At 71.3% G+C, this 22,079-nt stretch carries 20 protein-coding genes and 2 riboswitches; of the genes, 6 read left to right on the top strand and 14 right to left on the bottom strand.

Annotation, left to right across the window (positions count from 1 at the left end):
• Positions 1 to 165: 165 nt before the first annotated feature.
• Together FZN60_RS17295 and FZN60_RS17290 are read left to right on the top strand one after the other, a co-directional pair.
• Positions 166 to 2,478: a Tex family protein gene (locus FZN60_RS17295; RefSeq protein ID WP_158874741.1), complete on the top strand. Its 2,313-nt coding sequence runs from the start codon at positions 166 to 168 to the stop codon at positions 2,476 to 2,478.
• Complete coding sequence (locus FZN60_RS17290; RefSeq protein WP_158874740.1) at positions 2,478 to 3,914, top strand: sensor histidine kinase; 1,437 nt, start codon at positions 2,478 to 2,480, stop codon at positions 3,912 to 3,914. Before FZN60_RS17295 ends, FZN60_RS17290 begins: the two co-directional genes overlap by 1 nt.
• Before the next feature lie 3 nt (positions 3,915 to 3,917).
• On the opposite strand, the gene FZN60_RS17285 is transcribed toward FZN60_RS17290, so the two are convergent.
• The 6 genes from FZN60_RS17285 to FZN60_RS17260 form a co-directional block, all read right to left on the bottom strand.
• Positions 3,918 to 6,836 carry a PAS domain S-box protein gene (locus FZN60_RS17285; protein ID WP_158874739.1) on the bottom strand — a complete coding sequence of 973 codons (2,919 nt, stop codon included), beginning with the start codon at positions 6,834 to 6,836 and terminating at the stop codon, positions 3,918 to 3,920.
• A gap of 211 nt (positions 6,837 to 7,047) precedes the next feature.
• Complete coding sequence (gene mmsB, locus FZN60_RS17280) at positions 7,048 to 7,944, bottom strand: 3-hydroxyisobutyrate dehydrogenase (RefSeq protein WP_246726908.1); 897 nt, start codon at positions 7,942 to 7,944, stop codon at positions 7,048 to 7,050.
• A gap of 14 nt (positions 7,945 to 7,958) precedes the next feature.
• The gene (locus tag FZN60_RS17275; RefSeq protein ID WP_158874737.1) at positions 7,959 to 8,732 is read right to left on the bottom strand and encodes an enoyl-CoA hydratase; all 774 of its coding nucleotides are present in this window, start codon (positions 8,730 to 8,732) and stop codon (positions 7,959 to 7,961) included.
• Positions 8,729 to 9,775 carry an enoyl-CoA hydratase/isomerase family protein gene (locus FZN60_RS17270; RefSeq protein WP_158874736.1) on the bottom strand — a complete coding sequence of 349 codons (1,047 nt, stop codon included), beginning with the start codon at positions 9,773 to 9,775 and terminating at the stop codon, positions 8,729 to 8,731. Before FZN60_RS17270 ends, FZN60_RS17275 begins: the two co-directional genes overlap by 4 nt.
• 10 nt (positions 9,776 to 9,785) lie before the next feature.
• Positions 9,786 to 10,925: an acyl-CoA dehydrogenase family protein gene (locus FZN60_RS17265; protein WP_158874735.1), complete on the bottom strand. Its 1,140-nt coding sequence runs from the start codon at positions 10,923 to 10,925 to the stop codon at positions 9,786 to 9,788.
• 112 nt (positions 10,926 to 11,037) lie between these two features.
• Complete coding sequence (locus FZN60_RS17260) at positions 11,038 to 11,478, bottom strand: Lrp/AsnC family transcriptional regulator (protein WP_158874734.1); 441 nt, start codon at positions 11,476 to 11,478, stop codon at positions 11,038 to 11,040.
• A 129-nt stretch (positions 11,479 to 11,607) separates the two neighbouring features.
• On the opposite strand from FZN60_RS17260, the gene alr reads away from it, so the two are divergent.
• From alr to FZN60_RS17245, 3 genes are all read left to right on the top strand, one after another.
• Complete coding sequence (gene alr, locus FZN60_RS17255) at positions 11,608 to 12,780, top strand: alanine racemase (RefSeq protein ID WP_158874733.1); 1,173 nt, start codon at positions 11,608 to 11,610, stop codon at positions 12,778 to 12,780.
• A gap of 18 nt (positions 12,781 to 12,798) precedes the next feature.
• Entirely contained in the window at positions 12,799 to 14,061 is a 1,263-nt protein-coding gene (locus FZN60_RS17250) for a D-amino acid dehydrogenase (RefSeq protein ID WP_158874732.1), read from the top strand.
• Positions 14,062 to 14,131: 70 nt separating this feature from the next.
• The gene (locus FZN60_RS17245; protein WP_158874731.1) at positions 14,132 to 14,491 is read left to right on the top strand and encodes a helix-turn-helix domain-containing protein; all 360 of its coding nucleotides are present in this window, start codon (positions 14,132 to 14,134) and stop codon (positions 14,489 to 14,491) included.
• Here FZN60_RS17245 and FZN60_RS17240 read toward each other — a convergent pair.
• Together FZN60_RS17240 and cobD are read right to left on the bottom strand one after the other, a co-directional pair.
• The gene (locus tag FZN60_RS17240) at positions 14,488 to 15,000 is read right to left on the bottom strand and encodes a tyrosine phosphatase family protein (RefSeq protein ID WP_158874730.1); all 513 of its coding nucleotides are present in this window, start codon (positions 14,998 to 15,000) and stop codon (positions 14,488 to 14,490) included. The genes FZN60_RS17245 and FZN60_RS17240 overlap by 4 nt on opposite strands.
• Complete coding sequence (cobD, locus tag FZN60_RS17235) at positions 14,997 to 16,010, bottom strand: threonine-phosphate decarboxylase CobD (RefSeq protein WP_158874729.1); 1,014 nt, start codon at positions 16,008 to 16,010, stop codon at positions 14,997 to 14,999. The genes FZN60_RS17240 and cobD overlap by 4 nt, the downstream gene beginning before the upstream one ends.
• On the opposite strand from cobD, the gene cbiB reads away from it, so the two are divergent.
• Positions 16,009 to 16,998, top strand: coding sequence for an adenosylcobinamide-phosphate synthase CbiB (gene cbiB, locus FZN60_RS17230; protein ID WP_158874728.1), 990 nt, complete (start codon positions 16,009 to 16,011; stop codon positions 16,996 to 16,998). The two genes, cobD and cbiB, sit on opposite strands and share 2 nt — an antisense overlap.
• Here the strand turns inward: cbiB and FZN60_RS17225 are convergent.
• The 6 genes from FZN60_RS17225 to FZN60_RS17200 form a co-directional block, all read right to left on the bottom strand.
• Complete coding sequence (locus FZN60_RS17225) at positions 16,988 to 18,433, bottom strand: cobyric acid synthase (RefSeq protein WP_158874780.1); 1,446 nt, start codon at positions 18,431 to 18,433, stop codon at positions 16,988 to 16,990. The genes cbiB and FZN60_RS17225 overlap by 11 nt on opposite strands.
• A gap of 29 nt (positions 18,434 to 18,462) precedes the next feature.
• Complete coding sequence (cobO, locus tag FZN60_RS17220) at positions 18,463 to 19,080, bottom strand: cob(I)yrinic acid a,c-diamide adenosyltransferase (protein WP_158874727.1); 618 nt, start codon at positions 19,078 to 19,080, stop codon at positions 18,463 to 18,465.
• A gap of 7 nt (positions 19,081 to 19,087) precedes the next feature.
• Complete coding sequence (gene cobU / locus FZN60_RS17215) at positions 19,088 to 19,600, bottom strand: bifunctional adenosylcobinamide kinase/adenosylcobinamide-phosphate guanylyltransferase (RefSeq protein WP_158874779.1); 513 nt, start codon at positions 19,598 to 19,600, stop codon at positions 19,088 to 19,090.
• The gene (locus FZN60_RS17210) at positions 19,597 to 20,352 is read right to left on the bottom strand and encodes a CbtA family protein (RefSeq protein WP_158874726.1); all 756 of its coding nucleotides are present in this window, start codon (positions 20,350 to 20,352) and stop codon (positions 19,597 to 19,599) included. The genes cobU and FZN60_RS17210 overlap by 4 nt, the downstream gene beginning before the upstream one ends.
• 14 nt (positions 20,353 to 20,366) lie before the next feature.
• The gene (locus tag FZN60_RS17205) at positions 20,367 to 20,543 is read right to left on the bottom strand and encodes a CbtB domain-containing protein (protein WP_158874725.1); all 177 of its coding nucleotides are present in this window, start codon (positions 20,541 to 20,543) and stop codon (positions 20,367 to 20,369) included.
• A gap of 38 nt (positions 20,544 to 20,581) precedes the next feature.
• Positions 20,582 to 20,793, bottom strand: a riboswitch (cobalamin riboswitch).
• 42 nt (positions 20,794 to 20,835) lie between these two features.
• The gene (locus tag FZN60_RS17200) at positions 20,836 to 21,603 is read right to left on the bottom strand and encodes a prephenate dehydrogenase/arogenate dehydrogenase family protein (protein ID WP_422570300.1); all 768 of its coding nucleotides are present in this window, start codon (positions 21,601 to 21,603) and stop codon (positions 20,836 to 20,838) included.
• A 235-nt stretch (positions 21,604 to 21,838) separates the two neighbouring features.
• Positions 21,839 to 22,051: riboswitch (cobalamin riboswitch) on the top strand.
• The last annotated feature ends 28 nt before the right edge of the window (positions 22,052 to 22,079 follow it).

Raw genomic sequence — 22,079 nt, 5'->3', positions numbered from 1 at the left:
TGGCTGGGCATAGATTGACGAATCCGTCTGATGACGGCCCGCGCAAGGCCGTTCGGTGCCGGATATCTGCGACGCGGTAACGGACTCGTCAAGCGCCCGCGATGTCTTGCCGCCGCCACGGATCGAAGGTTTAACCATCGACCGAACGCACGAAGGACACACCGCATGGCCGCTGCCGCCCGCCCCAGCATCGAAACCATCATCGCCGGCGAGATCGGCGCCGGCGCCGGACAGGTCTCGGCTGCCGTGGCCCTGCTCGACGGCGGCGCGACGGTGCCTTTCGTCGCGCGCTACCGCAAGGAAGCGACGGGCGGGCTCGACGACGCGCAGCTGCGCACGCTGGAAACCCGCCTCGCCTACCTGCGCGAGCTGGAGTCGCGGCGCGAAACCGTGCTGCGCTCCGTTCGCGAGCAGGGCAAGCTCACCGACGCGCTCGCCCGCCAGATCGAAGGCGCGACGACACGCGCCGTGCTCGAAGACCTTTACCTCCCGTTCCGCCCCAAGCGCCGTACCCGTGCCGACGCCGCGCGGGAGAAGGGTCTCGGGCCGCTCGCGGAAACGATCCTCTCCGACCGTTCCGCCGACCCGGCCAAGCTCGCCGCGCGCTTCCTCAACGACCAGGTGCCGGACGCCAAGGCGGCTCTCGAAGGGGCGCGCGACATCGTCGCCGAGACCATGGCCGAGACGCCCGCCCTCGTCGGGGCGATCCGCAACCACCTCGTCACCCGGGCGCGCATCCGCGCCCGCGTCGTGAAGGGCAAGGAGGAGGCGGGCGCGAAGTTCTCGGACTACTTCGACCACGAGGAGAAGTGGGCGACGGCGCCGAGCCACCGCGTTCTGGCGCTGCTGCGCGCGGCCAAGGAAGGCGTCGTCTCGCTCGACATCGAGGTCGACGCGGACGATCCCTCGCCGGTGAAGCCCGTCGAGGCGATGATCGCGCGCCAGTTCAACGTGAGGACCTCCGGCGGCTCGCCGGCCGACGCATGGCTGATGGGCGTCGCGCGGTGGGCCTGGCGCCAGAAGATCCACGGCCATCTCTCGGCCGAGTTGATGGGCACGATGAAGGAAGGCGCAGACGCCGAGGCGATCCGCGTCTTCTCGCGCAATCTCAAGGACATCCTTCTCGCCGCTCCCGCCGGCGCGAAAGCCACGATGGGCCTCGATCCGGGCATCCGCACCGGCGTGAAGGTCGCGGTCGTGGACGCGACGGGGCGCCTCGTCGACACCGCGACGGTCTACCCGTTCCAGCCCCGCAACGACGTCGCCGGCGCCTCGGCGACGCTGGCCAAGCTCATCGCGAAGCACGCCGTCGAGCTCGTCGCCATCGGGAACGGCACGGCGAGCCGCGAAACCGAGAAGCTGGCGGAAAGCGTCATCGCCGCCCTGCCCGGCGCCAGGCCGACGAAGGTCGTGGTCTCCGAGGCCGGTGCCTCGGTGTACTCCGCGTCCGAGGTCGCCTCGCGCGAGCTTCCGGGCGTCGACGTGTCGCTGCGCGGGGCCGCGTCCATCGCCCGGCGCCTGCAGGACCCCCTCGCCGAGATCGTCAAGGTCGACCCGAAGGCGATCGGCGTCGGCCAGTACCAGCACGACGTCGATCAGGGCGCGCTGTCGCGGGCGCTGGAAACGGTTGTCGAGGACGCGGTGAACGCCGTCGGCGTCGACGTGAACACGGCCTCCGCCGCGCTCCTGTCCCACGTCTCGGGCATCGGCCCCTCGCTCGCCGAGGCGATCGTCGCGCATCGCGACGCGCAGGGTCCCTTCAAGACGCGGCGCAAGCTCCTCGACGTGCCGCGCCTCGGGCCGAAGGCCTTCGAGCAGTGCGCGGGCTTCCTCCGGATCCGCGACGGCGCCGAGCCTCTGGACGCGTCGGCGGTGCATCCCGAATCCTATCCCGTGGCCAAGAAGATCGTCGCGGCGGCCGCCAAGGACGTGCGGGCGCTGATGGGCGACAGCGCGACGCTGAAGACCCTCGACCCGAACCGCTTCGTCGGCGACGGCTTCGGCCTGCCGACGGTCAAGGACATCCTAACCGAGCTGGAAAAGCCCGGCCGCGACCCGCGCCCGGCCTTCCGCACGGCGACCTTCGCGGATGGCGTCGACGAGATCGGCGACCTCAAGCCCGGCATGATGCTGGAAGGGACCGTGACCAACGTCGCGGCCTTCGGCGCCTTCGTCGACATCGGCGTCCACCAGGACGGCCTCGTCCACGTCTCGCAGCTCGCCGACCGCTTCGTGAAGGACCCGGCCGAAGTTGTGAAGGCGGGGCAGGTCGTTCGCGTGCGCGTCCTCGAGGTCGATCCGAAGCGCAAGCGCATCTCGCTCTCCATGAAGTCGAAGACCGAGGACGAGGGCCGGCCGTCCCAGCAGGCACCGCGCCCCGGCGCCGCGCCCCGGCCGGAGCGGCGCGAGGCGAAGCCGCCGGCCGACGCGCGCGGCGCCTTCGGCGCGGCGCTCGCCGACGCGATGAAGCGGCGGTGATGCCGGGCCGGCGCCACAGCCCGGGCGCGGACGCGCCGGAGCCGGATACGGGGTCGGCGGACGCCGCCCGCAACTCCTACGAGGTTCTGTTCGACAGCGCCGCCGTCGGGCTGACGCGGATCGGCCTCGACGGTCGCTTCCTGATCGTCAACGACGCGCTCTGCCGACTCCTCGGACGCCCGCGGGAGATGCTGCTCGGGCTCGGCGTCGCGGACGTGACCTTCCACGCGGATCTCCAGCCGAGCATGGAGGCCGTCGCGCGGACCGTGAAGACGGGCGAGACCACCGGCCTCGACAAGCGCTACGTCCGCCCGGACGGCCGCATCGTCTGGGCGCACAGCAGCCTGACGCCGCTGCGCGACGCGGCCGGCGAGGTCGAAACGCTGCTCGTCGTCGTGACGGACCTGACGGCCCGGCGCGAGGCCGAGGAGGCGTTGCGCCAGAGCGAACAGCGGCTGCGGCTCGCTCTGCAGGCCGGCAATTTCGCGACCTGGGACTGGAACATTCTGTCCGGCACCGTAATCTGGTCGGACCAGGTGTTCAGGATGCACGGGCTGGAGGTCGGCACCATCCAGCCGAGCCTGGAGTTCTGGTTCTCGACGATCCACCCGGAGGACCGCCCCCACGTGGAGGCCATGCTGGCCGCCGCGCGCGACGGCCACCAACCCTTCGAAGCCGAGTTCCGCATCAGGCGGCTGGACGGCGACATCGCCTGGTGCGCGTCCACCGGCATGTTCTTCTACGACGACGTCGGCGCGCCGTTTCGCATGATCGGCCTGCAGCGCGACGTGACCCAACGCCACGAATGGCAGGACCGCCAGCAGGTGCTGATCGCCGAGCTGCAGCACCGCACCCGCAACCTCCTCGGCGTCGTGCGCTCGCTGGCCCAGCGAACGTCCACCGGCCTGGATTCGATCGAGGACTTCATGCTCCTCTTTCGGGAGCGGCTCGCCGCCCTCGCCCGCGTTAACGGCCTCCTGTCCAGGCTCGACGAAGGCCAGCGGATCACCTTCGACGAGCTGCTGCGCAGCGAGCTTTCGGCCCGGGGCGTGCTCGACGATGAATGGATCGGCAAGCTTGCCCTCGACGGCCCGTCCGGCGTGCGGCTGCGCTCGGCGACGGTGCAGACCTTCGCGCTCGCGCTGCACGAATTGACGACGAACGCCGTGAAGTACGGCGCGCTCGCCGCGCCGGAAGGTCAGCTCAGCGTGCGCTGGAGCGTCGAGTGGGACGGCCACGGAGAAGCGCGGCTGCGCGTCGACTGGCACGAAAGCGGGGTTCCCGACGTGCCGGCGGACGATGCGCAGCCCCGCGGCGGCGGGTACGGCCGCGAGCTGATCGAGCGCGCCCTGCCCTATCAGCTCAAGGCCCGGACCGCCTACGAGCTGACCGCGGACGGCGTGCGCTGCACGATCGACCTGCCGCTGTGCGGCTGACGCTCAGCCCTCGTCGAGCGCCTCGCGCAGCTTGGCCGACAGCTCGTCCAGCGTGAAGGGCTTGGTCAGGAGACGCACGCCCGCGTCGAGCACGCCGTTGTGCACCACGGCGTTGCGCGTGTAGCCGGTGGTGAACACGACCTTGAGACCGGGCCGTCGCCGCATCGCTTCGTCGGCGAGGTTGCGCCCGTCGATTTCCGGCATGACGATGTCCGTGAAGAGCAGCGCGATCTCTGGATGCATGTCGAGAAGGCGCAGCGCTTCCGTCGCGCCGTCCGCTTCGAGCGTCCGGTAGCCGAGCTCCTGAACCGCGTCCAAGGTCACGCGGCGCACGCTCTCGTCGTCCTCGACGACGAGGATCAGCTCCAGTCCGCCGTCCGCTCCCGCGGGCTGCGCGCTGGCCGTCGCCTCGTCCTCCTCGCCGGTATGGCGCGGCAGGTAGATCTTGACGGTCGTGCCGAGCCCGACCTCCGAATAGATCTTCACGTGGCCGCCCGACTGCTTCACGAAGCCGTAGACCTGACTGAGACCGAGGCCGGTGCCCTTGCCGATCTCCTTGGTGGTGAAGAACGGGTCGAAGGCCTTCTCGATGACCTCGTCGCTCATGCCCGTGCCCGTGTCGGTCACGGCGACGAGGACGTACTGGCCGGGCACGAGCCCGACGTTGCGGGCGACGTAGCGGTCGTCGAGATGGGCGTTCTGGGTCTCGATCGTCAGCCGGCCGCCGTTCGGCATCGCATCGCGCGCGTTGACCGCCAGGTTGACGATGACGTTCTCGAGCTGGTTCGGATCGACGTTGCAGCGCCAAAGGCCGCCGCCGAGCACGGTTTCCAGCCGGATCGTCCCGCTCAGCGTGTGGCGCAGAAGCTCCGACATCCCGGCGACGAGCTTGTTGGCGTCGACGGGCTCCGGGCTCAGCGGCTGCTGGCGCGAGAAGGCCAGGAGCCGGTGCGTCAGCGTCGCGGCGCGGCGCGCGCCCTCCATGGCGTTGTCGACGTAGCGGCGGCTGCGGGCGTCGTCCTCCGCGACGCGCCGGCCGAGAAGGTCGAGCGAGCCGATGATGACGGACAGCATGTTGTTGAAGTCGTGGGCGATGCCGCCGGTGAGCTGCCCGACCGCCTCCATCTTCTGCGCCTGGCGCAGGATCTCCTGGGCGCGCTGGAGCTCGGCCGTGCGCGCGGCGATGCGCTCCTCCAGATTGGCGTTGAGGTCGCGCAGGATCACCTCGACGCGGGCGCGCTCCACCGCCTCGCGCGTGCGCTCCGCGACCTCCTCGGCGAGAAGCACGTCGCTCTCGGTCCACCGGCGCGGCTCGGGCTCGTGAAGGTAGAGGATCGCGTTCAGCATGCCGTCGCGATGCAGCGGGACGACGACGAGCGCGCGGCATCCGATGCTGTTCCAGCTCTCCGCGAATTCCGGACCGACGCGCGGATCCTCGAAGCAGTCCGCGACGACGAGCGTGCGTCCCGCCTTCAGCTCGTCGATGATCCGCGGTCCGAAGCCCTCCAGCATCCGCGCCTCGCCCGCGAGGCTGACCATGCCCGGTCGTCCGGTCCAGTCGCGCTCGACGCGCACGACCTGCCCGCCGACGTCGATCTCGCCGAAGCCCAACCGCCCGACGCCGAGATGGTGGCCGAGCATCTCGGCGACCGCCAGCGATACGGTCGACGGATCGCGCTCGGCGAGCATCCGGGCGCTGAGGGCCAAAAGGAAGTCGCGCCGCGCCTCCGCGAGCTTGATCTCGTGGACGTCGGTGCAGGTGCCGAACCAGCGGATGATCCGCCCCTCGTCGTCGCGCACCGCCTGGGCGCGGCCGAGCACCCAGCGATACTCGCCCGATCGGTGCCGGAGGCGGTACTCGATGCGGTAGGGCTCGCCGGTGGCAAGGCTCTCGCGCCAGCGAGCCCAGGCGCGCTCGCGATCCTCGGGATGGAACATGTCGTTCCAACCCTCGCCGTCCGTGGTGCCGCGCGGAACGCCGGTGAATTCGTACCAGCGCTCGTTGTAGTAGTCGTGGAAGCCGTCCGGCTGCGTCGCCCAGACCATCTGGTCGATCGAGTTGGCGATGGCCTGGAAGTTCGCCTCGCTGGCGCGCAGGCGCTCCTCCGAGGCGTGCCGCTCGTCGATGTCGATCACCGAGCCGATGAAGCCAAGGAAGCCGCCGTCCGAACCGAAACGCGGCGAGGCCGCGTCGATCGCCCAGCGATAGGTCCCGTCGGCATAGCGCAGCCGGTACTCCACCCGAAACGGGTACTGGCCGGCATTGGCGTCCCGGAAGGCCCGCTCGGAGGCCGCGGCGTCGGCGGGATGCACGGCCTTCAGCCAGCCGAAGCCCTCGGCCTCCTCGCGCGACTGACCGGTCGCGTCATACCAGGCGCTGTTGAGGTAGGTGCAGCGTCCGTCGGGATCGGTCACCCACATCATGACCGGCGCGTGGTCGGCCATGTTGCGGAAGCGCTGCTCGCTCTCGGCGAGGGTGCGCGCGGCCAGCACCCGCTCCGTCGTATCCGTGACGATGCACAGGACGCCCTCGACCTCGCCGTTCTCGCCGCGCAGCGCCGAGTAGCTGATGTCGAAGAAGACGTCCTCCAGGAAGCCGCGGCGCTCGATGCGGAAGGGGCGGTCCTTGGCCGCCAGCGTCTTGCCGGTCCGGCGCACGTCGGCAAGGAGCGGCTCGAGGTCGTCCCAGAGCTCCGCCCAGTTCTCGCGGGCCGGCCGGCCGAAGGCGCGGGGATGCTTCTCGCCGATCGTCGGGGCATAGGCCTCGTTGTAGAGCGCGACGTAGTCGTCGCCCCAGAACACCACGATCTCCGCCTGTGCGCCCGAAATCAGGTCGAGCGTCGTGCAAAGGTGGGGCGGCCAGGTTTTGGGCAATCCGAGCGGCGACGCGGACCAGTCCGCATTGCGGATCAGGGCTCCCATCCCACCGCCGAGCGACTCCAGACTCAACGCCATGCGTCGAACACTACCCCGTCTTCACCAGTTCGGTTCGGTCGATCACCCGCCGGGCCGACGGCCTAGCGAGGATCGTCATCGGGCACAAGTTGGGGAGGACGACGCGGACGTCTACCCGCTTGGCCGCCGATCGGACGCGATCCGTGGACGCGACCCGATCGGCTCGGCGGCCCGCGCGTCAGGCGCCGCCTTCGGAGCGGGCCTCCAGCATGCGGATGATGCCGGAAAAGTCCGTCGTCGCGTGCCCGTCCTCGACGAAGGCGGCGTAGAGCTCGGCGGCGCGCCGGCCCATCGGCGTGTCTGCGCCGGCCTGCGTGCCGGCCTCCATCGCCAGCGTCAGGTCCTTCAGCATCAGCGCGGCCGCGAAACCCCCTTGGTAGTCGCGGTCGGCGGGGGTCTGCGGGCCGACGCCAGGGAGCGGCGCGTAGCTCGTCAGCGACCAGCTCTGCCCGGAGGACTGGCTGGCGATGTCGTAGAAGGTCTGGGGATCGAGGCCGAGCTTTCTCGCCAGGAGAAAGGCCTCGCAGGTCGCGACCATGGTCGCGCCGAGCACCATGTTGTTGCAGATCTTCGCCGCCTGCCCCGAACCGCCGGCGCCCGCGTGGATCACCGCCTTGCCCATGGCCGACAGGATCGGCTCGGCCTTGGCGAAGGCTTCGTCCGAGCCGCCGACCATGAAGGTCAGCGTGCCCGCGGCGGCGGCTGCGATGCCGCCGGACACCGGCGCGTCGACCATGTCGTAGCCGCGCTCCTCGGCGATCGCCGAAACGCGCCGGGCGGTCGCGACGTCGATGGTGGAGCAGTCGATCAGGACCGCGCTCGCGGGCGCCGCGCCGAAGACCTCGGCGGTGTAGACCGCCTCGACGTTGCGGCCGGCGGGCAGCATGGTGACGACGGCCGCGGCCTCGGCGCAGGCCTCCCGCGCGTTCGTGGCCCGCTCGCAGCCCGCGGCCTCTGCGCGCTCCAGCGCCGCCTCCGACAGGTCGAAGGCGACGACGGAATGCCTGGCCTTCGCGAGGTTGGCGGCCATGCCGCCGCCCATGTTGCCGAGCCCGATAAAGGCGATGCGCGCCATATCCATTCCCTTCTTCAGCGTCCCGTCCAGTTCGCCGGCCGCTTCTCCACGAAGGCGGCCATGCCCTCGGTCTGGTCGGCGGTGCCGAACAGGCCGGCGAAGAGACGGCGCTCGAACTGGATGCCCTGGGTCAGCGTCGTCTCGTAGGCCGAGTTGACCATCTCCTTCACCGCCTTGACCGCGATCGGCGCCATGCCGGCGATGGTCTCTGCGGCCTTGATCGCTTCCGCCAGGAGGTTGTCCGCCGGCACGACGCGGGCGACAAGGCCCGAGCGCTCGGCCTCGGCCGCATCCATCAGCCGGCCGGTCAGGCAGAGCTCCATGGCCTTGGCCTTGCCGACCGCGCGTGTCAGCCGCTGCGTGCCGCCCATGCCGGGCGCGACGCCGAGCTTGATCTCGGGCTGGCCGAACTTGGCGTTGTCCGCGGCGATGATGATGTCGCACATCATGGCGAGCTCGCAGCCGCCGCCGAGCGCGAAGCCCGACACGGCCGCGATCACCGGCTTCCTCGTCGCGGTGAAGCGCAGATAGCCGGCGAAATGGTCGCCGCCGTACATGCCGGCGAAGTCCATCGCCTGCATCTCCTTGATGTCGGCGCCCGCCGCGAAGGCCTTGGCCGAGCCGGTGAGCACGGCGCAGCCCTGCGACGGATCGGCATCGAAGGCCGCGAAGGCCGCGACGAGATCGGCCAGGACCTGGGAATTCAGCGCGTTCAGCGCGTCCGGCCGATTCAGCGTGACGAGCGTCACCGTGCCGCGGGTCTCGACGAGCAGCGTCTCGTAGCTCATGGGCGGGCTCCTTCGTGGGGTGTCCAGGCCTGCGCTTCCGGCAGCGGCGCGAAGATCGCGTCGATCCCGGCCGCGTCCGGCGCCGGGCTCCAGCGCGGCGCGTTGTCCTTGTCGACGATGACGGCGCGCACGCCCTCGATGAAGTCGTGCTTGACGACGATCCGACAGGCGACGGCGTATTCCTGCGCCATCTCGTCGGCGAAGTCGGTCATGCCGCCGCCCTCCTTCAGGAGGCGCAACGCGACCTTCATGGTCTGCGGCGACTTGGTGGCGAGGACGGCGCGCTGGGCGCGCGCGAAATCGCCGCCGTCGGCGTCGAGCGCGGCGAGAACCTCGTCGAGATCGTCGGATGCGAACAGCCGGTCGATGGCCTCGGCATGCGCGAGGATCGGCGCCTCGCCGGCCGGCTCCGACAGGTCGTCGAGGATCGCGGCTCGGTCGTCCGGCGCATCGGCGATCCGGCGCTTGGCCTCGTCGAGGCGTGCAGCCGGCAGGAGGTGGGTCGCGAGGCCGAGTGCCACACATTCCGCGCCGTTCAGCCGGTGTCCGGTCAGCGCCAGGAACTGCCCCGTGCGGCCGGGAAGACGCGACAGGTACCAGCCGCCGCCGACGTCGGGGAACAGGCCGATGCCGGTTTCGGGCATGGCGAAGCGCGTGTTCTCCGTCGCGACGCGCAAGCGCGCCGGCAGCGACAGGCCGACGCCCCCGCCCATGGTGATGCCGTCCATGAAGGCGACGACGGGCTTTTCGTAGGTGAAGAGCCGGTGGTTGAGCTGGTACTCGGTGAAGAAGAAGGCCTTCGCCTCCGCCCCGCCGGTCTTGCCCGATTCGGCCGCCGCGCGGATGTCGCCGCCGGCGCAGAAGCCGCGGCCCTCGGCATGGTCGATCATGACGACCTCGACGCGTCCGTCCGTCCCGAAGGCGTCGAGCGCGTCCAGCATGCTCGCGCACATCGGCCGGTTCAGGGCATGGATCGCCTTCGGCCGGTTCAGCCGCAGCCGGCCGGCCCGGCCCTCGACGGCGACGATCACCTCATCTGTCATGCCTATCCCTTCAATCCCGCGTCAGCTCGCGCCCGACGATCATGCGCATCACCTGGTTCGTTCCTTCCAGGATGGAATGGACGCGCAGATCGCGCCAGAAGCGCTCGATCGGATAATCCCTGAGGTAGCCGTAGCCGCCGTGGAGCTGGAGGGCGGCGTCGGCGACCTTGGAGCCGGTGTCGGTCGCGAGGCGCTTGGCCATGGCGGCGAAGCGCGTCTTGTCAGGCGCATCCGCCGTCACCTTCTCCGCCGCCGCGTAGAGGAGTTGGCGCGCGGCCTGGAGCTCGGTCTCCATGTCGGCGAGGGCGAACTGCGTGTTCTGGAACTCCGCGACGGCGCGGCCGAACTGCTTGCGATCCCGCGTGTAGCGCACCGCTTCGTCCAGGCAGCGCTGCGCCCCGCCGAGCGAGCAGGCGCCGATGTTGACGCGTCCGCCGTCGAGCCCGGCCATGGCGATCTTGAACCCCTCGCCCTCCGTGCCCAGCCGGTTTCCGACCGGCACGCGCACGCCGTCGAGGATCAGCGCGGCGGTCGGCTGCGAATGCCAGCCGAGCTTCTTCTCCTGCGCGCCGAAGGACACGCCCGGCATGTCCTTCTCGATCAGGAGGCAGGAGATGCCGCCCGGCCCCTCGCCGCCGGTGCGCACCATCACGAGGTAGACCTCGTTCTCGCCGGCGCCGGAAATGAACTGCTTGGAACCGGTGACGACGTAGGTGTCACCGTCGCGAACCGCCCTGGTCTTCAGCGCCGCCGCGTCCGAGCCGGAGGAGGCCTCGGTCAGGCAGTAGGACGCCATGCGCTCCATCGTGACGAGGGCGGTAAGGTGCGCCGCCTTCAGCTCCGGCGGCCCGAAGCGGTCGAGCATCCAGGCGGCCATGTTGTGGATGGAGATGAAGGCCGCCGTGGAGGGGCAGCCATAGGCCATGGCTTCCATGATCAGGGCGGATTCGAGCCGGCCGAGCGCGATTCCCCAGCCCTCCTCCGACACGTAGATCGCGCCGAAGCCGAGCTCGGCCGCCGCGCGGATCGTATCGCGCGGAAAGATGGAGCGCTCGTCCCAGTCCGCGGCGAACGGCGTGATGCGGTCCGCCGTGAAGCGCCGCGCCAGCTCCTGGATCTCGCGCTGCTCGTCCGTCAGGTCGAACTGCATGAACGCTCCCACGGAATCGTTCGACTCGCCCGCATGACCGATCCTCCCAAACCGAACGCGCTTGATCTCCTGTGTTGCCCGCCCGTGGCCGAGGACGCAACCCTGCGCCGCTTCACAGCACCGAGCGGATGGCGAAGCTGGAATTGATGCGGGACACGCCCGGAAGGCGCGAAAGCACTTCCTTGTGGATGCGCTCGTAGTCGCCGGCGCCGTCGGCCTCCAGGCGCAGGAGGTAGTCCTCCTCGCCCGTCATCAGGTAGCACTCGCGGATCTCCGGGTGCTTCAGCACCTCCGCCTCGAAGCGGTTCAGGACGTCTTCGGTCTGGCGCTCCACGCTGATGCGCACGATCACGACGTGACGCTCTCGCTCGCCGGGCGCGGCGACGATGGCGGTGTAGCCGCGGATCGTTCCCTGCTGCTCCAGGATCTGAACCCGCCGCAAACAGGCGGAGGGCGAGAGGCCGACCTCCTTGGCCAACGCGACGTTGCTCATGCGCCCGTCGCGGCGCAGCGCCTGGACGATGCGGCGGTCGAGCCGATCGAGCTCGGGCATGATGATGCGTGTCCTTCGAAGATCGTGCGATTTTTCCGCTCAAGATCGCATAATCTTCGACAGAAGGAACGAACATTCGAGGATTTTTCGATCATCATGCCCCTGTGCCCCATCCATGGGAGACAGGCGATGTCGGCTCTCGCGAAGGCAGTTCCCGCATCCGGCCCGCGCATCGGCGGCGGAGCCTCGGCACCCCGCGCGGACGCGTCCGGCGCCGCGGCTGGCGGCGTCCTGACGATCGATCTTTCGGCGCTCCGGGCGAACTACCGGCTGCTGCGCCAGCGCGTCGGCGGCGCGGCGGTGGCGGGCGTCGTCAAGGCGAATGCCTACGGCCTCGGGGCGGAGCGGGTCGCGCCGGCGCTCTGGGACGAGGGCTGCCGCACCTTCTTCGTCGCCCATCTCGGCGAAGCGCTCGCCCTGCGGCCCGTCCTGCCGGCCGACGCCGAGATCTTCGTCCTCAACGGCCTCGCGCCCGGCGACGAGCGCCTCTGCGCCGACGCTCGGGTCCGCCCCGTCCTCAACGCGCTGGATCAGGTCCGCGCCTGGGGCGCCGAGGGGCGGCGCCGCGGCGGGCGACTGCCGGCGGCGATCCAGGTGGATTCCGGCATGTCGCGCCTCGGGCTCGCCGCGGACGAGGTCGAGAGCCTCGTCCGCGACCCGTCGCGTCTCGCCGGCGTCGAGACGGTGCTGGTGATGAGCCACCTCGCCTGCGCCGACGATCCCGATCATCCCGCCAATGCCGCCCAGCTCGCCGCTTTCCGCGCGATGGAAGCCAAGCTCCCCGCCGCGCGGCGCTCGCTCGCCAATTCGGCCGGCCTGTTTCTCGGACCCGACTTCCGCTTCGACCTCGCGCGCCCCGGCGTCGCGCTCTACGGCGGCGCGCCGACGGGCGGCGCGGCGAACCCGATGCGGCCCGTGGTCCGCCTCGACGGACGCGTCATCCAGACGCGCGAGGTGCCGGCGGGCGCGGGCATCGGCTATGGCTTCACCCGCGTCGCGGACGGCCCGATGCGCCTCGCGACGCTCGGCCTCGGCTATGCCGACGGCTGGCCGCGCGCGCTCAGCAACCGCCTTGCCGGCTTCGTCGCAGGACGGCGGCTGCCGGTCGTCGGGCGCGTTTCGATGGACTCGCTCATCCTCGACGCGTCAGCACTTCCGGCGGGCGCCCTCAAAGGCGGCGACCTCATCGAGCTGATCGGGCCGAGCCAGTCGCTCGACGCGGTGGCGGAAGCCGCCGGCACCATCTCCTACGAGATCCTCACCTCGCTCGGGCACCGCTACGAGCGGCGCTATCTTTGCTGACACGTCCGGAGTTCGTTCATGAAGGTCGTCGTTCTCGGAGCCGGCATCATCGGCGTCACCTCCGCCTGGTACCTTTCGCGGGCGGGCCACGAGGTCGTGGTGGTCGACCGGCAGGCCGGCCCGGCGCTTGAGACGAGCTTCGCCAATGCCGGCGAGGTGTCGTTCGGCTACTGCTCGCCCTGGGCCGCGCCCGGCATTCCGAGAAAGGCCATCAAGTGGCTGATGATGGAGCACGCGCCGCTGATCCTGCGGCCGAAGCTCGACCCAGCCATGCTGTCCTGGCTGGCGAAGATGCTCGCCAACTGCACGAGCGAGGCCTATGCACGCAACAAGAGCCGGATGCTGCGCCTGTCCGACTACAGCCGCCTCTGCCTCGCGGAGCTGCGGCGCGAGACCAACATCGTCTACGATCAGCGGATGAAGGGCACGCTCCAGCTCTTCCGCACTGAGGCGCAGCTCGACGCTTCGGCCAAGGACGTGAAGGCGCTGGCGGCCGACGGCATTCCCTACGAGATCCTCGATCGCGACGCCTGCATCCGCGCGGAGCCGGCTCTCGCGAATGCCCGTGACAAGTTCGTCGGCGGCCTCCAGACGCCGCAGGACGAGACGGGCGATTGCTTCAAGTTCGCCAACGCCCTCGCGGAGCTCTGCGCCAGCAGCGGCGTGACGTTCCAGTGGGGCCGGACGATCGAGAGCATCGAGGTCGAGAAGGGGCGCGCCGTGGGCGTGCGGCTCGACACGGGGCACGTTCGCGCCGACGCGGTGGTCGCGGCGATGGGCTCCTACACGCCCAAGCTCGTCGGCCCGCTCGGCATCGACGTTCCCGTCTACCCGGTGAAGGGCTACTCGCTGACGATCCCGATCGTCGATCCGTCGCGCGCGCCGGAATCGACCGTGATGGACGAGACCTACAAGATCGCCATCACCCGCCTCGGCGACCGCATCCGCGTCGGCGGCATGGCCGAGATCTCCGGCTTCACGAACGACCGGCCGGACAAGCGGCGGCAGACGCTCGAGCATTCCGTGACCGACCTCTTTCCCGGCGGCGACCTCAAGGCCGCGAGCTTCTGGTCGGGCCTTCGCCCGATGACGCCGGACGGAACGCCGATCATCGGCCCGACCAAAGTGGGCGGCCTCTTCCTCAACACCGGCCACGGGACGCTGGGCTGGACGATGAGCTGCGGCTCGGGGAAGCTCCTGGCCGACCTCTTCTCGGGGCGCGCGGCCGAGATCGACGCGCAAGACCTCGGGGCGTCGCGCTATTTGCGTCGCGCCGCTTAGCACCAGTTCCGCGCAAGTCGCGTCCCGATCCATGAACCGGTGATTGCAGATCATCGGATCGAGGACGAGGATGGACAAGCCGGCGATCGACCAAGACATCCAGGCCGTCGATCGGATCATCGCAGCCCGTCTGCGCGAAGGGCGCATGAAGCGCGGCCTGACGCTGGAGGCTCTCGCGTCGCGGCTCGGCATCAGCGCGCAGCAGGTGCTGAAATACGAGACCGGCGCGAGCCGCCCGTCCGCCGGGCGGTTGAAGGCCGTCGCGGACGCGCTGGAGCTTCCACCCGCCTGGTTCTTCCCACAGCGACCCGCGCTGCGCTCGCCCTCGCTCCTGCCCGACGAGATCGAGCGCCTGGAGCGGCTGAAGGCGGTCAGGCCCGAGGTTTTCGAAGCCTTCAGCCGCCTGATCGATTCGAGCCTGGACGGCTAGGACACGTTCCAGGCGAAGGGCGTGCCCTCGAAGGCCTCCGCACCCCGCCCGATCTCTTCGACCGCCGCGACGAGCCGGCCCGAGCGACGAAGCAGCGCGTCGCCGAGGCGCACGAGGTAGGGGTTCGGCGTCGCCGCGGGCGAGAGGCGTCGCAGCTCGGCGGCGAGCTGGCGCTCCTCCGCTTCCGGTCGAAGCATCGCCGCGATCAAGAGCGCCGCGGCGGTCGAGCGCGAGATGCCGGCATAGCAGTGGACGAGGAGCGGCGCGCGACGGTCCCAACCTTGGGCGAGAGCGAGCAGAGCCTCGACCTGCTCGACCCGCGGCGAAACGAGGCCGGGCCGATCGAAGGCGATGTCGTTCATCTCCAGGTGCAGCTGGTCGGCCGACGCGATGGTCTCGGGATGGAAGGCCGTCGCTCCCGGGGAGCGGAGCGCAACGAAGCGGCCGGGCGATCGGGCGTCGAGGACGGCGCGCACCTGCGAGGCCGGCGAGACGAGGATCGCGCTCATCCGAGGCTTCCCAGCGCCTCGTCGAGGCGCGCGAGCCCCTGCGCGTCGGGCGGCAGGCCGATCCGCAGGGCATCCGGCATGGACTCGAAACGCCGCAGCCAGATCCCGCGGCGCCCGCAGGCCTCGAAGATGTCGGCCGCGCGGGGCGTGCGCAGGAAGCGATAAAGGCTGGTGCCGCCGGATGGCGCGAGCCCGCGTGCCGCCAGAACCGCGTCGAGCCGCGCTGCCTCGGCGGCGAGGCGGGCGCGCATCTCGGCCTGCCAGCGTCCATCGGCGAGCGCTTGGAGCCCGACATGCAAGGTCGGCCCCGGTACAGCCCAGGGACCGAGGCGTGCCCGCAGAAGCGCCGCCGTCTCCTTCGCCGCTACGGCGAAGCCGAGCCGCGCCCCCGCGAGGCCGAAGAACTTGCCGAAGGAGCGCAGCACCACGAGATTCGGGTGTTCCTCGATGGCGCCGGCAAGGCTCGGCGCGGGCGCCAGAACGTCCATGAAGGCCTCGTCAATGACGAGGAATCCGCCCCGCCGCGCCAGCCGCCGGGCGAGGTCGCGCAGATCGTCGGGGGCGACGAGCCGCCCGTCCGGATTGTTGGGGTTCACGAGGACGGCGAGATCGGCCTCCGCGAGTTCGTCGAGGCTCGCCACCTCCGCGGCGGCGTGGCCCGCGATGCGCGCGGCCCGGACGTGCTCGGCATAGGTCGGCCCGAGCACCCGCGCGCGGCCGGGCGGCACGAGCCCCGCCACCAGCGGCAGGAGGATCTGCGTGCCCGGCGCGTCCGCCAGATTGGCTCCGCCCGGCGCGCCGTAGACCTCGGCGGCGCGATCGCGAAGCGCGTCGGCGTCGGCGTCCTCCGGCAGGCGCGTCCAGGCGCTGGCGGGGATCGGCCCGACGGGATAGGGGTGCGGGTTGATGCCGGTCGACAGGTCGACCCAGGGTTCCGGCGCATCCGGAAAGTTCAGCCACGCGCGCCCGAGGCTTCCGCCATGGTCGCGCACCTCGTCAATCGTGCCCATGTACCTCGAACTCGCCCTTCTCGCCCTTCTCGTCGAGCGCGCCGCCGGCTACCCGGCCGAGACCTATCGCCGGATCGGCCATCCCGTGACCTGGATCGGCCGGCTCGTCGGCCGTCTCGACGAGCACTGGAACCATGACGGCGCCGCTCCCGCCGCGCGCCGCCTCGCCGGCCAGCGCGCACTCGCCGTGATCGTCGGCGTGCCGGCGCTGGCTGGCGTGATCCTCGCCAGCGTGCTGGACGCAGCCTTCGGCCTCGTCGCCATCCTTCCCGCCACTCTCCTCGCCAGCACGCTGATCGCGCAGAAGAGCCTCGACGAGCACGTCGCACGCGTCGCGCAAGGGCTGGAAACGGAGGGGCTCGCGGGCGGCCGCCGGGCCGTGTCGATGATCGTCGGGCGCGATCCCGAAGCGCTGGACGAGGCGGGGGTGTCGCGCGCCGCGATCGAGAGCCTGTCCGAGAACTTCTCCGACGGCGTCGTGGCGCCCGCCTTCTGGCTGGCGGTGGGCGGCCTGCCGGGCATCATCGCCTACAAGGCGGCGAACACGGCCGACAGCATGATCGGTCACCGCACGGCCCGCCACGAGGACTTCGGCCGCGCCGCCGCCATCTTCGACGACTGGATCAACCTGCCGGCCTCGCGCCTGTCGGCGCTCCTGATCGTCGGTGCGGCCTGGCTGGTGCCCGGCGCTTCCGGGCACTCCGCCTGGGCGGCCGTGCGGCGCGATGCGCGGCGCCATCGCTCGCCCAACGCCGGCTGGCCGGAAGCGGCGATGGCCGGCGCGCTCGGCCTCGGCCTCGCGGGCCCGCGCGCCTATGGCGGCGTCCTGGTGGACGACGCCGTCATGAACGCGGGCGGCCGGCGCGACGCCACCGCCGCCGACATCCGCGCGGCGCTCCAGGTCGAGCGCGCGGCGCATACGCTCCTGTCGGCGCTCCTGCTGGCGCTTTGCGCGGGCGTCTTCTACGCCGCCGCGCTCATCGGCTGAGGGACAGGATCGCATCGATATCGACGTGTCGTTCGAGGTGGGTCGCGAGTCCGTCCAGCGCCGCCTCGACGCCCGCCTCGTAGTCGATGCCGGCCGGCGTTCCGCCGAGCCGCGCCAGCCAGGCGGCGCGCTGCCGGTCGTCGGCGAAGAGCCCGTGGACATAGGTGCCGCAGGCGCGCCCGTCCGCCGAGACCGCGCCCTCGTCCGCGCCACCGATGCGCGCGAAGGGTCGCGCCGCGTCCGGCCCCGCCGTGACGCCCATGTGCATCTCGTAGCCCGAGAACGGCGCGTCGTCGGCAAGCGTGCGGCCGGACACGCTTTCCAGCCGCTTCGAGCCCGAAAGCCGCGTCTCGACGTCGAGGAGCCCGAGCCCCGGCGCCGCGCCCGGCGGCCCCTCGATCCCGTCGGGATCGGCGACGGAGCGGCCCATCATCTGGTAGCCGCCGCACAGGCCCAGCACGTGTCCGCCGCGCCGACGGTGCGCCGCGATATCGACGTCCCAGCCCTCCCGCCGGAGCGCCGCGAGATCGGCCAGCGTCGCCTTCGAGCCCGGCAGCAGGACGAGGCTCGCATCGCCGGGGATCGCCTCTCCGGGCCGGACTCGGACGAGGTCGACGTCCGGCTCGGCTTCCAGCGGATCGAGGTCGTCGAAATTGGCGATGTGCGGCAGGATCGGCACGGCGATGCGCACGCGCCCGCCGCTGCCCGGCCGGCCGGCATCATGGGTCAGCGCCAGCGCGTCCTCAGCCGGCAGGCGGCGCGCGTCGGGGAAGTGCGGCACGAGGCCGAGCGCGCGCCAGCCGGTCCTGTCGGCGATGGTCGCCATGCCCTCGGCGAAGAGCGCGGGATCGCCGCGGAAGCGGTTGACCAGGAAGCCGACGATGCGCGCGGCGTCCGCCTCCGGCAGGACGTGGCGCGTGCCGACGAGGCTGGCGATGACGCCGCCGCGGTCGATGTCGCCGAGAAGGATAACCGGCACGCTCGCTGCCTCGGCGAAGCCCATGTTGGCGATGTCGTTGGCGCGCAGGTTCACTTCCGAAGCACTGCCCGCGCCCTCGACGAGAACGATGTCGGCCTCGGCTCGCAGCCGGGCGAAGCTGTCGAGCACGAAGGGCAGGAGCTTCGGCTTCACGCCCTGATACTCCGCCGCCCTGGCCGTTCCGTAGACGCGGCCCTGGACGACGATCTGCGCGCCCGTCTCGCTTTGCGGCTTCAAGAGCACCGGGTTCATGTGGACGGAGGTCGGCACGCCTGCCGCGCGCGCCTGGAGGCTCTGGGCCCGGCCGATCTCGCCGCCGTCGGCGGTGACGGCGGCGTTGTTCGACATGTTCTGCGGCTTGAACGGGCGCACCGAGAAGCCGCGCCGCGTCAGCGCCCGCGCGAGTCCCGCGACGATCAGCGACTTGCCGACGTCCGAGCCCGTGCCCTGGACCATGATCGCCCGCGCCCGCGCCTGCCCCATGCTCAGAACTCGATGCCTTCCTGCGCCTTCACGCCGGCGGCGAAGTGGTGCTTCACCGCCTCGAACTCGGTGACGAGGTCGGCCGCCTCGATCAGCTCCGGCTTGGCGTTGCGCCCGGTCGCGACGACGTGCAGCCCCGCGCGCCGGCCGCGCAGCGTTTCCACGACGTCGGCGAGCGACAGGTAGTCGTAGCGCAGGGCGATGTTGATCTCGTCGAGGACGAGGAGCGCGACGTCCGGGTCCGCCATCAGCGCCTTGGCCTGCGCCCAGGCGGCCTCGGCCGCGGCGACGTCGCGCTGCAGATCCTGCGTTTCCCAGGTGAAGCCCTCGCCCATGGAGTGCCAGCGCACCCGGTCGCCAAAGGCCGCGAAGGCGTCGCGCTCGCCCGTGTGCCAGGCGCCCTTCACGAACTGGACGACGCCGACCGTCTTCCCGTAGCCGAGCATGCGCAGCGCCAGGCCGAAGGCGGCGGTCGTCTTGCCCTTGCCCTTGCCGGTGTGGACGATCAGGAGGCCCTTCTCGGCGATCGCCTTGGAGGCAACCTCGGCGTCCTGGACCTCCTTGCGCTTCTTCATCTTCTCGCGGTGGCGCGCGGCCTCCGCCTCGTCGATATCCGTCATGCTTCGCTCATTTCAGCTTCATCGGCAGGCCTGCCGCCATGAAGAGGACGCCGCTCGCCACGGCCGCCACGCGCTGGTTCAGCCGCCCCTGCGCGTCGCGAAAGGCGCGGGCCAGCGCGTTGTCCGGCACGATGCCGAGCCCGACCTCGTTGGAGACCGCCACCCACGGCCCGCGCGGCGCGGCGAGCCGAGCGCACAGCCGCTCGCTCTCCGCCTCGACGTCATGGCCGGCCAGCATGTGGTTCGACAGCCAGAGGGTCAGGCAGTCGATCAGGACAGGCCGTCCCTCCGGCGCGGCGTCGAGCGCCGCGCAGAGGTCGAGCGGCGCGTCGATCGTGTGCCAACGCTCGTCGCGCCGGTCGCGGTGATGGCGGATGCGCTCCTCCATCTCCGCGTCGAAGGCCTGGCCCGTCGCGAGGTAGAGCCAGGGCGCGGAATGCTCCGCGACGAGGCCCTCGGCGTGGCGGCTCTTGCCCGAGCGCGCGCCGCCGAGAACGAGGGTGAGGCTCCCGCCGCTCAGGCCGGACGCCCTTCGAGGCGCGGCGCCGCGCCCATGTCGAGGCGCGAGCGCAAGGCTCCCGCAGCCGCGCCGAGCACCAGCCAGAACAGGAGGTTGGTGACGGTGACGGCCACCACGAAGTCGTGGTGGAGGCCTGCCGGCACCGCCGTTTCGTGGCTCACCGGCTGCGGCGCGCCGACGAGGTGCGGGGCGACGAGGAGCGCGACGCCCGCAAGGCTCGCCAGCGGCGAGCGCGCGAGAGCCAGGAGCCACAATCCGGCCCCCGTCGCGACAACCGCTCCCAGCCACCAGACCTGACGGGCGACGAGGTCGGCGGCCGGCATGCCCGGCAGCTCCGGCGGCAGGCCGAGGCCGGGGGCCAGCGTAAAGGCCGCGAAACCGCCGAGGCCCCAGAGCAGCCCCTGGCGCCAGGAGGCGATGCCGCCCGACGCCTCGCTGAGCGTCACCAGGAGGAGCGCGAAGCCGATGCCGGAGACGATGTTGGCGCCGAGCGTGAAGGCGAAGCGCTCGAAGCCGTCGGCCGGCATCCAGCCGTCGTGACCGTGCGCGTCCTCCGCCGGCGCGGCGTGGTCGTGGGCGGGCGTGCCGGCCGCGTGCGAGTGGTCAGCCGCAGGCGCGGGCGCCGAGGTCTCGTAGGTTTCCGCCTGGAGGATCAGCGGAACCGTGGTGAAGGTCTGGAGAAGCGCGAGCGCCAGGCCGGCGACGAGCCCCGCCAGCGCCGCGAGGAACACGGCGTTGCGGAAGATTGTCATGTCGGTCGATCCCCTCAGTGGCAGGGGAAGCCGAGCGAATGCCGGTAGTCGTGCGCGGCGTTGTGCACCGCCTCGACCTGCGACAGGCCGGTGAAACCGACGATGAAGAAGCCGAGGAGCGCCGCGAGGCCGAGCTGCACGCGGCGGCCGGTCGAGGAGGTCGCGGTCTGGGAAACCGTGGTCGTGGTCATGATGGGGTCCTTCCGCCTTCCACCCGAAGGCTTGAACGAGTTGCGCGCCGCCGCCGGCAGGTCTCCTGGCTCGCGGCTCAAGCGCCCTCGCCCGCCTTCCCGGCCCGGGATCGGACCAGTGGCACGGATGGACGAAGGGCTCGCCGCTCACAGTTGCGGGGGCAGCCGCGGCTTCCGGCCCGTCTTCCGACGAACCGACCGCGTTCCCTCAAGTCTTCCTCGCGGAAGAACCGACGACGCGGGCGAGCATAGACCATCCCGGCGATTCCGAAAGCCCCTCGCGAGCCCGCATTCAAGCGGGCGGCGGCGCGTCGAGCCGGGCGCCGAGTGCCGCGGTCAGCTCCAGGAAGCGGCGGCGCACGGCGGGCGCGTGCGGATTGGCGCGCTCGATGGCGTCGAAGACGCACGGCGCGTCGTTGCGCACCATGCCGATCGCCTCGCGCAGCAGGTCGAAGCTGCGCGTCGTGATCCGCTCCGGCAGCGGCCCCATCTCCACCAGCACCTTGGCGATGAGGTGCGTCAGCCCCTGCGCCATCGCCGCCTCGCGGTCGTGCGCCTCCGGCGTGGTGACCACGACCTCCAGGCCGAAGGCGCGGCGCAGGAAGGCTTCGATCCAGCGGAGCCCCCGCCCCCGCACCGGGCACAGCGCGATCTTGAGGCCGGCGAGCCCGCCGCGCGCGCTTTCCGGCCCGAAGAGCGGATGCGTCGCGACGACGTCGACATGCGCCGGCAGAAGCTCGTCCATGAGCCGCGCCGGGTCCGTCTTCACCGAGCCGACGTCGAGCACCAGCGCACCCGGCCGCAGATGCGGCGCGATCCCCCGCAACGCGTCGGCCATCCCCTCGACGGGCAGAGCGAGGACCACGACGTCGCACTCCGCCGCCCGCTCCAGCGTCGAGGCCGCGACGCTCGGCGGCAGGGGCTCGCCGGGATCGAGGGCCGGGTCGAACACGCGAATCGTGAAATGACTTGCCAGATGCCGCGCGGCGAGGCGGCCGAAGGCGCCGAAGCCGAACAGGCCGAGGCTGCCGGGGCGCGAGCGCCGGCCGAGGGTGGGAATGGACATGGAAGGAGGCTCCGCGGATGAGCTGCGGCGCCAGACGCTGTTCCTGCCGGGTGTCCCGACCGCTGGCCACGCAGCGGTTGAAGGACACGTGAAAGCACCCCGCCGCCTATGGAAGCGGCGCGTAATAGGTTCCGGCGAGGAAGGGTGCGTTCGTCATCGGCCCGCCTCTACGTCCGCGCCGTCCATTCGTCAATCGAACCCCGCGTTGACACCGCTCCCCGGCGGCGCCTAGATGCCGGGACGCGACGGTCCTCCCTCTTGCCGGGGAGGCGCAAAAGGGAATGCGGTGGGGACGTGAGTCACGTCCGATTCCGCAGCTGTCCCCGCAACTGTGAGCGGCGAGCATCCGGCCGGATGCCACTGGGCCAATGTTCGGCCCGGGAAGGCGGCCGGAGGCGTTTGACCCGCGAGCCAGGAGACCTGCCGCCGCGCCGACGAGATCCGACGAGCCCGGCGGGTGGTCCGGGCGA

It is taken from the genome of Antarcticirhabdus aurantiaca, assembly GCF_009765365.1.
GTDB classification, from domain to species: domain Bacteria; phylum Pseudomonadota; class Alphaproteobacteria; order Rhizobiales; family Rhizobiaceae; genus Antarcticirhabdus; species Antarcticirhabdus aurantiaca.
The sequence above is the reverse complement of the archived record's forward strand: the minus strand, read 5'-3'. Positions and strand labels throughout refer to the sequence as shown.